The sequence below is a fragment of the Campylobacter sp. TTU_617 genome (assembly GCF_016599045.1).
Lineage (GTDB): Bacteria > Campylobacterota > Campylobacteria > Campylobacterales > Campylobacteraceae > Campylobacter_D.
Genome location: NZ_JAENKV010000015.1, coordinates 17,821 through 29,863 on the forward strand (window position 1 = coordinate 17,821; position 12,043 = coordinate 29,863).

Sequence of the window (12,043 nt, forward strand, 5' to 3'; positions counted from 1 at the left end):
AAATGAAAAAAATATTTTTAATTTTAGCTCTTGTATTAAATGTATTTGCCTTAAAGTTAGATGAAATTGAAAGTTTAATGCAAAAAAATATTGATAAAAGTCTTGAAATTTTACAAAATACAAAAGGCGATAAAAAAGAAGCTGCAAAGGAAATTTTTAAACTTTTTGATCACATAATTGATTATAAACTTATGGCAAAACTTTCTCTTTCAAAATATTATAACAATTTAAACAAAGAAGAACAAGAAAAATTCACACAGGCTTTTGAAGAAAATCTTAAAAAAAGTTTTACTGATAAACTCAGTCTTTATAAAGATCAAATACTAAAAGTGAAATATGGGGAAGAAAAAAATAAAAATCGTTATTTTTTAACAAGTTCTATGATAATTGATGGGGAAGAAAAAAATGTTATTTTTAAATTCTATAATCAAAACAATGATTGGCTTATTTATGATGTAGATGTTTTAGGTATAAGTATTATTCAAACTTATCGATCTCAGTTTAGTGATATTTTAGAAAATGGCGATTTTAACACTTTAATGAAAAAAATTAAAGATATTAATATTGATTAAATGCTAATTTATTTTTTAAAAAAAATTACCAATTATCCTAAGATTACTTTAATTACTACTTTAATTTTTTGCACAATTTTAAGTTTTTTCTCCTTAAAACTTCAAATTGATGCAAGTGCAGATAGTCTTCTTTTAGAAGATGATAAAGATTTAAAAATCTTTAGGGAAATTTCTAAAGATTATAAAAGTGATGACTTTTTAATCATTGCTTTTAAACCAAAAGACCTTGATCCTTTCTCCAAACAGAGTTTAGAAAAATTAAAAAATATACATAAAGATCTAGAAAATTCTTACAATGTTGAACGTGTTTTGAGTATTATAAACGCACCTCTTCTTCAAAGTAATGATCAAATAGATCTAAAAGAGCTTATTAAAAATATCCCAAATATCACTTTTAAAGATATCAATAAAAGCAAAGCTAAAAATGAAATTCTAAATAGTCCTTTTTATAAAAATAATATTATTTCCAAAGATGGAACAACTACAGCTTTAATTATTTATTTAAATCCTGATTTAAAATTAAATCAACTTTTAGAACAAAAATATGAAGCAAATCAATCACAAAAAGAAAAATATCAAATTCAAATTCAAGAACATCTAAATTTGCAAAAAACTGTCACAAAAAAAAGCTTAGATCAAATAAAAAATATTATGCAAAGTTATCAAAAAAATGGAGATATGTTTTATATTAGCGGTATAAGCTTGATAGCTGAAGATATGATATCTTATATAAAAGATGATCTTTTAATTTATGGTTTTACTCTTGTATTGCTACTTAGTTTAGCTTTATATTATTTTTTTAGATCTTTACGTTTTGTATTTTTACCTCTTTTTATTTGTTTTATAAGTTTAAGTTCTGCAAGTGGTGTTTTTGCTTTACTTGGCTTTAAAATCACAGTTATTTCTTCTAATTATGTTGCACTAATTCTTATAATCACCCTTAGTGTAGTGATTCATCTAATTACACATTTTATAGAATGCTCTAATAAATTTCCACATACTAAAATACAAAATGTCGTTCTTGCAACTCTTTTAACTAAAGCAAAACCTAGTTTTTATGCTATATTAACTACTATGATAGGATTTTTAAGCTTGATTTTTTCAAATATAGAACCTATTATTAAACTAGGGATTATGATGAACATTGGCATAAGCTTAAGCTTAATTCTTAGTTATCTTTTTTTGGGAAGTATTTTAACTCTTTTAAAACCAAAAAATTATAGTAAAAAAGAATTTAAATTTAATTTTTTAAGTTTTTGTGCAAAATCGAGTTTAAATCATAGAAAACTAATTTATACTTTTACTTTCTTAGCAAGTATTTTTGCTTTAATTGGGATTTCTTCTTTAAGAGTTGAAAATTCTTTTGTTAATTATTTTAAAGATGGAAGTGAAATTAAAAAAGGATTATTGCTTATTGATACAAAATTAGGCGGAACTTTGCCTTTAGATATAATTATAAAATTTAAAGATGATGCTAAATTCCAAAATAATGATAGTCTAGATAGCTTTGAAAATGAATTTGAAGCTTTGAGTCAAGAAAAAACTTATTGGTTTAATGCAAAAAAAATTCGTATAGTAAAAAAAATACACGAATATCTAGAAAATAAACCTTATATAGGATCTATTCTTAGTTTAAATAGTCTTTTAATTTTAGGAAAAAATATCAATGATGGTAAAGATTTAGATGATTTTGCTCTAGCATTTTTAAATGAAAATTTGCCAAATAACTTCAAAAAAGATCTACTTTCTCCTTTTGTAAATATAGATAAAAATGAGTTAAGATTTACTATGCGTATCATAGATTCTGATCCGAATTTACGTCGCAATGAATTTTTAAAAGAACTAAATAAAGAATTAAATGAACTTTTAAAAAATGATGATGTTTCAGTGCAAATTGCTGGGATCATGGTACTTTACAACAATATGCTCCAAAGTCTTTTTTCATCACAATTTAATACTTTAATATTTGTTATTTTAGTGATATTTGTCCTTTTTCTTATAATATTTAGAGATTTGAAATTTTCTATAATTGCTCTTATTGTAAATATTGTTCCAATTAGCGTTGTTTTTGCCCTTATGGGAATTTTAAATATACCTTTGGATATGATGAGTATTACTATAGCTGCTATTTCTATGGGTATAGGAGTTGATGATGCTATCCATTATATCTATCGTTTTAAGCAAACAATTAAAAATAAAAGTATCAAAGAAGCTATTTTAAATACACATAATTCAATAGGTTCAGCCCTTTATTACACAAGTATAAGTATTATTTTAGGATTTAGCGTGATGATGAGTAGCAATTTTATACCAACAATTTATTTTGGGGCTTTAACTATATTTGTGATGATATTGCTTCTTTTAGGAAGTTTATTTTTACTTCCTAGTCTTTTAATCACTTTTAAAAAAAATCAATAAGCCCTGCTTAAAACCTTAATTAAAATTTGTGCCAAATTTAAAGCTTTAAACCTATGAGAAATAAGATTTTTACAACTATCATCAAGTTGTGCTAAAGTTTTTGTAAAACCATTAGGGATAAACAAAGGATCATAACCAAAACCATTTTTACCTCTCTCTTCGCAAATTACTTTTCCGTGCATCCATCCGTGCGAACTTAAATCTCCAAATTTAGAGCTTATTCCAATAGCAGCCGTATAAAAAGCTTTACTTTCAAAAATACCTTTTTTTTGAAGTTCATCTACAAGTTTTTTGCGATTGCCTTCATCATTTTGTGATTTTGAAAATCTTGCAGAATAAATTCCAGGTCTTCCATCTAAAGCTTCAACACAAATTCCACTATCATCACTCAAAACAATAAATTCTTCTTGCTGATCTTTACTTAAAGCATTAAAAACTGCTCTTGATTTAATCAAAGCATTTTCTTTAAAAGAAATTCCATTTTCTTCTATTTCAAAAGCTTGCATAATATCACCAAAAGCATAAACCTCGTAATTTGTTAAAATATTTTTACACTCATAAACCTTATGGATATTATTTGTTGCAAGTATAATTTTATTTTTAAACATATCAAACCTTAAAAATTTATTTCAATGATTTAGAATTTTAATAATATTAAATAAGACAAAACTTAATACTTACTTAATATTATTAATAGTAAAATTATCCTAAATTAAATCCTTAGGGCATTTTATGTTAAATACTATTTTAGCTTTATCTTTCATTGTTGGAACAAGATTTTTTGGACTTTTTATAGTTTTGCCTGTTTTAAGCCTTTATGCACTTAAGCTTGAAGGATCAAATGAATTTTTAGTAGGACTTTTAGTAGGTATATATGCTTTAATGCAAATGATTTTTCAAGTTCCTTTTGGGATATTAAGTGATAAAATTGGACGAAAAAAAACTTTGCTTTTTGGTCTTATTATTTTTATTATAGGTTCGCTTATTTGTTCTTTTGCAAATGATATTTATACTATGCTTTTTGGAAGAATGCTTCAAGGAGCTGGTGCCATAGGGGCTGTTGCCACTGCAATGATTAGTGATTTTATCAATGAAGAAAATAGAGCAAAAGCTATGGCCATAATGGGTTCTTTTATAGGAATTAGTTTTGCAGCTTCTATGGTGATTTCTCCTTTAATGAGTGCTAAATGGGGGCTTTCAAGCCTTTTTGATCTAAGCACTTTTTTAACATTACTTTGTATTATCCTACTCTATACCATAGTTCCAAAAGAAAACAAACTTATACACGAAAATGAAAAAACACCTTTTTTTCATCTTATCAAACAAAAAAATTTAACTCTTATGAATATCACTAATTTTATGCAAAAAATGCTTATGAGTATTGCATTTTTGATTATTCCTATAATCTTAGTAAAACATTTTAATTTTGAACAAAATAAACTTTGGATTATTTATACTATATCTATGATAGCAGGATTTATTGCTATGGGATTTGCTGGAAGTTTAGGAGAAAGAAAAAACTTATCTAAGCAAATTTTACTTATTGGAGTATTTTTTTTCATACTCTCTTATTTATGTTTTACTTTTTCGTATTCTCTTAATTTCTTTATCTTTTCAGTAATTATCTTTTTTATAGGCTTTAACTTGCATGAACCCATTATGCAATCTTGTGCTTCAAAATTTTGCAAAGTTCATGAAAAAGGTGTAGCTTTGGGGATATTTAATTCCTTTGGATACGGAGGAAGTTTTATAGGAGGAATTTTAGGGGGGTTATTTTTACATTTTGAAAAGCTAGAGCTTCTTACTATTATTTTAGTAGTTTTATCTGTATTTTGGTTTATTTTGCTTTTATTTTTAAAAAATCCAGCTGAATTTAAAAATATTTATCTCAACCTTAACACGCCTTTAAATTGGGAAAAACTTTTAAATACTAAAGGTGTTATAGACATTTACAAAAATTCAAAAAATTTAGTAATTAAATTTGATAATAAACTGACAAGCAAAGAAGAATTAGAAGCAAAAATATGAATAAATTTTTATTTTTTCTTCTTTTTATATCTTTTGCCTTTGCTAAACCAAATCAAAAAATTCCAGAAATTTCAACTATAGCAAAAAAGATTTTTTTTATAGAAAAAACTATTTATTTTACACATCACAATATAGATTATAAAATCTTTATTGCAACAAATAATACAAATGCTAAAGAATATAAAAGCATTTATTTACTTGATGGCAATGCTTTCTTTCCTTTATTTTTAAATCTTTTTTCTAAACCAATAAAAGAAAATCTTTTAATCATAGGCATAGGTTATAACACTTCTTTAGCTTTTGATACTAAAAACCGCACAAAAGATTATACACCCGATAAGCAAGATGGATTTGAAGAAAGTGGAGGAAGTGAAAATTTTAGAACTTTTTTAAAAACACAACTAATGCCTTACATCGAACAATATTATCCTAGTGATAAAAATTATAAAGCTATTTTTGGACATTCTTTTGGAGGGCTTTTTGCTCTTGATACACTTTTAAAAGATAGCAAGCTTTTTAGTCATTATTTTATCATTTCCCCTTCTTTATGGTGGAATGAAACTAAATTTTTACCCCAAAAAATCAAATTATCATCTTGTCCTAAAATATATTTTGCAATGGGTTCTGCCGAAAGAAAAAGGTATGCATTGCTAAGTGTTAAAGAGCTTAGTCAAAAAATTTCACAAGAAAGTTCTTGCAAAAGTTCTTTTAAACTTTTTGAAAATGAAACTCACGGAAGTGTTATTAATAAAGCTATGATTTATGCTAAAGAAATTTTTCTTAAACCATCATCGCCTTAATCATCACTTTAGCCTTGCATTCTGCACAGCAATAAAGTGTTTTGATTTTATTCTCATCATTGCCAAATTTATCTTTCATAAAGTTTGCTATCTTTTCAACTGCTTTTTTTGTAGCAAATTCTTTACCGCATTCTATACAAGCAAAAAGTTCATCTTTGGCTAAAGTGTGATATTTAAAATAATCTTTATTTAGTTCTATACCGCTACGCACAAGTTTTAAGGTATCTTTTTCAGCACAACTTGACTCACAATATCCACAAGTAGTACAAAGTGAAGGATTAAATTTTAAAGCATTTTCTTTAGAATCAGCAATCAATGCTCCCACATTACAAGCTCCTACACAAGAAAGACAAAGCGTACAAGTATCAGGATTGATTAAAACTTGACCATATCTTAACCATTCTCCACTTTCTACCCTACCTAAATCATCATCAGCAATTAAATGTTCTAATCTTTTAGCAAAAAGCTCTCTAGTTGTAAGAAAATTTGAATGAAGCTCAAAAGAAAGACCTTGGATAAATTCTAATTTTTCTAAAACATTTTCAAGCTCTTGTTTATCTTTAGCTACAAAAATGGCCTTTTTGTTAAATTTTCTCTCAAAAATAGTATTTAAAAGATTTATAGCTTCATTACTTCCTTTTGAAACAAAATCAGTATAAAAAACTAAATTTGCTCCGCTATTTTGCAAAAGCGTTAAAAAATGCATATTAGAAAGCCATTTTTCACCTTCTATCATCAAGGGTAAAATATCTTCTTTTAGATTCAATTCTAAATTTTCTAAAGACATTTTTTTAGGAATAATTAAAATTTTATAACCCTTATATAAATTAGCTATTTCAAAAAAACTATTTCTTGGCATAGGAGCATAATCAAGTGAACCACTAGGGCAAATACTAATACATCCTCCACATCCTAAACAATCTATTTGAGAAAATTCCAATTCTCTTCTTTCATCATCTTTTAAAATAGCCGTTGTAGGACAAATTTCAGCACATTTTGCACAATGTTCGCTACGTCTTTGATGATATTGACATATACTCAAATCATAAGTAATATAAGTTTTATAATGATATTTTGGGGTTTTTTGTTCTAAAAATTCAAAAAGCTCCTCGGTGCTTTTAAAAGAACTTATATCAAAACATCCACTTTGTCTTGTAAAATCTTTGCGTATTTTGTCTAAATTCCCATTAAAAAGTAAAATATCAAAATCAAGCTCAATTTCTTCGCTATCTTTCTTAACTATAGCACAAAGCTCACCAATTGAACCAAAAACAGATATAAGTTCATCATTTTTAAAATTTAAAACTTTAAAATTTTTACTTTTTAAAAAATCACTAATTTCTTCTTTAATATCTACTAAAATGATATTTTTACCTACTTCTTTAACCTGCTCTAAATCAAGTCCTAAATCATAAGCTATCAATCTTGCTTCATAAAGTTTTGATACATTTTTACTTCTTTTTAAGGTATCATCTTTTGAATTTTTTAGATAAAAATTAATTTCAGGGGCATAAATTTGTGCTTTTTGATTTTTATCATTTGAAATTAAAAACTCATTTTCATTTGGTTTGTCTAAAATAGTGATATTATCTTCTAAAGGAATTAAAAAATCATTTTTTACATAAACAAAATCTTGCATTTTTAACCTTAAAAACTTTGATTATAAATTTTATGTTAAAATAGCAAAATATTTTCTTAAGGTTTAAGATGAACAAATTTAGAGACTTCCCGCAAATTTCTAGTCTAATAAAAGATGAAAACTTAAAAATTTACCCTTTGTATCTTAGAAACTATTTTTCTAAATGCGTCATTAAAGAAATGAAAAAAAAATTACAAAAAAATTTAGACAAAAATATAGACAAAGCAGAAATTTTAGATGAAATTCAAAATAAAATAAAATACTTTTTAAAAAACGATCTTCAAAGTCTTATTAATGCAAGCGGGGTTGTCATACATACGAATTTAGGAAGAAGTGTAATTGATGAAGATCTTTATGAAAACTGCAAAAAAATAATTTGTTCTTATTCTAATTTAGAATTTAATCTTAAAACAGGAAAAAGAGGTTCAAGATATGATTCTTTGCTAGAAAAATTTAAAATCCTTTTTGAATGTGAAGATGCTTTAGTTGTAAATAATAACGCAGCAGCAGTTTTTTTGATCCTTAATACCTTAGCTAAAGATAAAGAAGTAATTAGCTCAAGAGGAGAGCTTGTAGAGATTGGAGGAAGTTTTAGAATTCCTGAAGTAATTAAAGCAGCAGGAGTAAAACTTTATGAAATTGGAACTAGCAATAAAACTCATTTAAAAGATTACGAAGAAGCTATCAATGAAAATTCTGCCCTAATCTTAAAAACACACAAATCTAATTTTTCTTTACTTGGATTTCAAAGTGAGGTAAATTTAAAAGAATTAAAAGTCTTATCTAAAAAGAAAAAATTAATACTTTATTATGATTTAGGATCAGGATGGTGCGAAAATCTTAATTTAGATTTAATAAAAAATGAGCCAGAAATTAAAAAACTTTTAAAAGATTGTGATATTTTAAGTTTTAGTGCAGATAAGCTTTTTGGTTCTGTGCAAGGTGGTATTATTTTAGGAAAGAAAAAATTTATAGAAAAAATTAAAAAAAATCAGCTTTTAAGAATGTTAAGAGTGGATAAATTAAGCATTACCTTTTTAAATGAAACGCTTAAATTTTATTTAGATAAAAAATTTGAAAAAATTACCACTTTAAAACTTTTAAATGATGATTTAGAGCACGTAAAACAAAAAGCCTTAAAAGTTCAAAAAAATATCAAATTTAAAACTACACTCCAAAAAAGCAAAAGCTTAGTTGGAGGAGGTTCTATGCCTGATAAAAGTTTGGAAACTTTTGTTTTAACTTTTGAAGGCAAAGCTTTACTTTTGCAAAAAAAATTTAGAGAAAAAAATATCATAGGACGCATTGAAAATAAAAAATTTATTCTTGATTTTCGAAGTATTAGAGAAGATGAATTAACTCATTTAAGCAATATTATAAACTCAATGGATACACTATGAATTCCTTACTCATTGGAACTGCTGGACACATAGATCATGGCAAAACTTCTTTAATTAAAGCTTTAAATGGTTTTGAAGGTGATACTTTAAAAGAAGAAAAAGACAGAAAAATAACCATCAATTTAAGTTTTTCAAATTTAAATTTCGAAAATAAATATATTTCTTTCATTGATGTTCCAGGACATAAAGATCTTGTTAAAACTATGATAAGCGGAGCTTTTGGCTTTAGTGCTTGTTTATTTGTTGTTGATATTAATGAGGGCTTAAAAGAGCAAAGTTTAGAGCATTTAGAAGTGCTTAATCTTTTAGGGATAAAAGATATTATTTTAGTATTTAGCAAATGCGACTTATGTAAAAATTTAAAAGAACAAAGTGAAAATATTTTAAAAAATTTAAATTTTACTCCTATGGAAATTTTTTATACTTCCATTAAAGATATAAAAAGCATAGAAAAGCTAAAAAACTATCTTTTAAATTTAGAATGCAAAAATACAGATGAAAATTTAATTTTTCGTTATTACATTGATAGGGTTTTTTCTTTAAAAGGTATAGGGACTATAGTTACTGGAAGTCTTAATGAAGGAAGCATTAGCCTTAATGAAAAGATTATATGCCTTGATAATCAAAAAGAACTTATCATTAAAAATATACAAAATCACGAAAAAAATCATACCACAATAAAAGCTTATAACCGCGTAGCTCTAAGTTTAAATTGCGATCATAAAGAACTAAAAAAAGGTTATATACTTAGTAAAAAAGGCTATTTTAAAGCTTTCAAAGAATGCGATGTTTTAATAAAAGCAAAAAATTTAAAAAATGAAAAAATGATTTTTTGCGTTGGAACAAAACAAATAGAATGCAAAATTTCCATACTTAAACAATTAGAAAATAATGAATTTTTTGCTCATTTAAACTTTGAAAAAAATCTTTTTTTATGCTTTAATGAAAGATTTATCTTACTTCAAAATAATCGCGTTGTTGGAGGTGGAAGAGTTTTAAATCCTGTAAGCGAACCTTTAAAAAAAGAAGCAAAAATTAAACTTTTAAATTTTTTAAAAGAAGAAAAACTCAAAGAAAGTTTTAATTATCTTAAAGAAATTCATAAGTATGGTTTTGGCTTATTATCAAGCTATCAAAGATTTAAATTGCAACACGAAGATGCTCTAAACTTAGCCAAAGAGCTTGATAATGTTTTTGTAGATGAAAAAGAATTAAATGTTTATACATTAACAATTTTAGAAGAAATAAAAAAATTTATTGCTTTTAGTATAGAAAAAAATCCTTATGCTATGCTTTCAGCTCACTCTTTAGCTTTAAGAATTCCTTGGGCAAGTAAAAGTTTTTGCGAGTTAGCTTTAAAAAACACAAAAGAACTTGATTTTAATAAAGGAATATATTTTAAAAAAGGAATAGATTTTAAAAAAATAGAAGAAAAAAACAATAATGAACTTTTTAATATCATTAAAAAACAAGGAATTTATCCTAAAGCTCCTTATAATATCTATGATTTTTTAGATCTTGATAGAAAAAGTGGTGATGATATATTAAAAAAACTCACTAAAAATTCTCTTGTAGTAAGATTAGCTCATAATCTTTTTATAGAAAAAAAAGCTTTAGACAATCTAATGAAAGAATTTTTAGAACTCTTAAAATACGAAAGTCTTGATGTACAAAAAGTCAAAGAAAAATTTAATCTTTCAAGAAAATATGCCATAGCTTATTTAGAATACCTAGATAAAGATGAAAGAGTTCAAAAAATCAATGAAAAAAGATTTTTAAAAACAAACATTTAATTTAATATTATAAAATTAAAAATAAATTTAAAAAGGATATAAATGATGAAAAAAATTGCCTTAGTTTTAATCACTGCAAATTTAGCTTTTGCGGCTAGCAATGCTCAAATTAGTGATTTTTATTCGCAAAGTATTAAAGCTCAATTTCCCGATGCAAAAATAAATATTGAAAAAAGAGAAAAAGCAGGTGATACTGGTTTTGATAGTGTAATTTTAAGTGTTGAAATTGATGGTTTAAAACAAGAAGAAATTCTTTTTACAAAAGATGATATTATAGTTCCTGATATTATCGATTTAAAATCAAAAATTTCTTATCGTCAAGAATATGAAATGAAAAAATTCCAAGATGCTAGGGATAATTTTATTAAAAATGCTAAAGTAGTAGCAGAAAAAGAAAAAATGGTTATTAAACTAGGAGATAAAAATAAACCTGCAATTTATGTTTTTACAGATCCTGAGTGTCCTTATTGTAGAGAACATTTAAAAAATATTGATGAAGAACTAAAACAATATCAAGTAAATCTTATAATCACTCCAGTTCATGGAAAAAGTGCTTTTGAAAAATCAGCTTTAATTTATAAAGAAGTTAAAAAAGCTAAAAATGATAAAGAAAAAATTGCAATCTTAAATAAATATTTTGATCCAAATATCAAAAACTATCCAAAAGTAAGCGAAAATGAACTCAAAGAAGCTTTTGCTCTTTATGAAAAATATAGAGCTTTAGGACTTAGCGCTACCCCAACTATCATAAAATAATTTTGATGCTAAAAAGCATCAAAATTTATAAATATAATCAATTTTCTAGACTTTAACTACATACAAATAAAATTTAAATTAATATTTCTTTTTATCGCTTTATAAAAAACTTGAGAATTTATTTTAATAATTTTTATGAAATTAAAATAAATCTTAATTTATTTTATTACAAACAATACCTCTAAAGATAATAAAGAATTAAAATAAGAATTTAAATATAAAGAATTATCTTTGCTAAATCAAAATATTTATTTATAAGAATTATAAATTTTATATTTGTTTTTGTTTGTATGTTTATTTTTATTATTTATGTTTAGTTATTTAGTTTTATTTGTTATTTTTAATCTTTATTGTTTTAATTATTGCTTTTAGTTATTTGTTTATACTTTTAATCTTTGTTTTTAATTATGTTTTTATCTTTATTGCTTTAAATTATTATTGATTTTATATTTTTATTTTTATATTTTATTTATATATTTAATTTCTTTATAGATTTGTATTTTTATTTATTATTTATGTATTACTTTATAAACTATATATTAATTTGTATTACTTTATATATTATTTATATTTTTGTTTTTTGTTTCTATCATTTAATTTTATTCTATATTTAAACTTATGATTTAATTTATTAAGC

9 protein-coding genes are annotated in these 12,043 nt (G+C 24.6%); 7 read left to right on the plus strand and 2 right to left on the minus strand.

The annotated features are described in order from the left end of the window. Positions 1-2 precede the first annotated feature (2 nt). Positions 3-572: an MlaC/ttg2D family ABC transporter substrate-binding protein gene (locus GQV94_RS06560; protein WP_200170248.1), complete on the plus strand. Its 570-nt coding sequence runs from the start codon at positions 3-5 to the stop codon at positions 570-572. Continuing rightward, a complete protein-coding gene (locus GQV94_RS06565; protein ID WP_200170249.1) occupies positions 573-2,990 on the plus strand; it encodes an efflux RND transporter permease subunit in 2,418 nt (805 codons plus the stop codon). On the opposite strand, the gene rdgB is transcribed toward GQV94_RS06565, so the two are convergent. After that, positions 2,984-3,598 (minus strand): RdgB/HAM1 family non-canonical purine NTP pyrophosphatase, encoded by a 615-nt coding sequence (gene rdgB, locus GQV94_RS06570; protein ID WP_200170250.1) that lies wholly within the window; start codon positions 3,596-3,598, stop codon positions 2,984-2,986. The genes GQV94_RS06565 and rdgB overlap by 7 nt on opposite strands. A 124-nt stretch (positions 3,599-3,722) precedes the next feature. Here rdgB and GQV94_RS06575 point away from each other — a divergent pair, with 124 nt between their 5' ends. Together GQV94_RS06575 and GQV94_RS06580 are read left to right on the plus strand one after the other, a co-directional pair. After that, positions 3,723-5,018 carry an MFS transporter gene (locus GQV94_RS06575; RefSeq protein WP_200170251.1) on the plus strand — a complete coding sequence of 432 codons (1,296 nt, stop codon included), beginning with the start codon at positions 3,723-3,725 and terminating at the stop codon, positions 5,016-5,018. Continuing rightward, positions 5,015-5,818, plus strand: a complete 804-nt coding sequence (locus tag GQV94_RS06580) for an alpha/beta hydrolase (protein WP_200170252.1) — start codon at positions 5,015-5,017, stop codon at positions 5,816-5,818. Before GQV94_RS06575 ends, GQV94_RS06580 begins: the two co-directional genes overlap by 4 nt. On the opposite strand, the gene GQV94_RS06585 is transcribed toward GQV94_RS06580, so the two are convergent. Then, positions 5,799-7,457 carry a 4Fe-4S dicluster domain-containing protein gene (locus tag GQV94_RS06585; RefSeq protein ID WP_200170253.1) on the minus strand — a complete coding sequence of 553 codons (1,659 nt, stop codon included), beginning with the start codon at positions 7,455-7,457 and terminating at the stop codon, positions 5,799-5,801. The two genes, GQV94_RS06580 and GQV94_RS06585, sit on opposite strands and share 20 nt — an antisense overlap. Before the next feature lie 68 nt (positions 7,458-7,525). Here GQV94_RS06585 and selA point away from each other — a divergent pair, with 68 nt between their 5' ends. Genes selA through GQV94_RS06600 form a run of 3 tightly spaced genes read left to right on the plus strand, consistent with a single transcriptional unit; the run spans position 7,526 to position 11,406 of the window. Then, positions 7,526-8,857, plus strand: a complete 1,332-nt coding sequence (gene selA, locus GQV94_RS06590; RefSeq protein ID WP_200170254.1) for an L-seryl-tRNA(Sec) selenium transferase — start codon at positions 7,526-7,528, stop codon at positions 8,855-8,857. Beyond that, complete coding sequence (selB, locus tag GQV94_RS06595; RefSeq protein WP_200170255.1) at positions 8,854-10,650, plus strand: selenocysteine-specific translation elongation factor; 1,797 nt, start codon at positions 8,854-8,856, stop codon at positions 10,648-10,650. Before selA ends, selB begins: the two co-directional genes overlap by 4 nt. Before the next feature lie 45 nt (positions 10,651-10,695). Continuing rightward, entirely contained in the window at positions 10,696-11,406 is a 711-nt protein-coding gene (locus tag GQV94_RS06600; RefSeq protein ID WP_200170257.1) for a thioredoxin fold domain-containing protein, read from the plus strand. The last annotated feature ends 637 nt before the right edge of the window (positions 11,407-12,043 follow it).

Coding starts and splice junctions, on each gene's coding strand:
- GQV94_RS06560 (WP_200170248.1), top strand. CDS start 3: ATGAAAAAAATATTTTTAATTTTAGCTCTTGTATTAAATGTATTTGCC.
- GQV94_RS06565 (WP_200170249.1), top strand. CDS start 573: ATGCTAATTTATTTTTTAAAAAAAATTACCAATTATCCTAAGATTACT.
- rdgB (WP_200170250.1), bottom strand. CDS start 3,598: ATGTTTAAAAATAAAATTATACTTGCAACAAATAATATCCATAAGGTT.
- GQV94_RS06575 (WP_200170251.1), top strand. CDS start 3,723: ATGTTAAATACTATTTTAGCTTTATCTTTCATTGTTGGAACAAGATTT.
- GQV94_RS06580 (WP_200170252.1), top strand. CDS start 5,015: ATGAATAAATTTTTATTTTTTCTTCTTTTTATATCTTTTGCCTTTGCT.
- GQV94_RS06585 (WP_200170253.1), bottom strand. CDS start 7,457: ATGCAAGATTTTGTTTATGTAAAAAATGATTTTTTAATTCCTTTAGAA.
- selA (WP_200170254.1), top strand. CDS start 7,526: ATGAACAAATTTAGAGACTTCCCGCAAATTTCTAGTCTAATAAAAGAT.
- selB (WP_200170255.1), top strand. CDS start 8,854: ATGAATTCCTTACTCATTGGAACTGCTGGACACATAGATCATGGCAAA.
- GQV94_RS06600 (WP_200170257.1), top strand. CDS start 10,696: ATGAAAAAAATTGCCTTAGTTTTAATCACTGCAAATTTAGCTTTTGCG.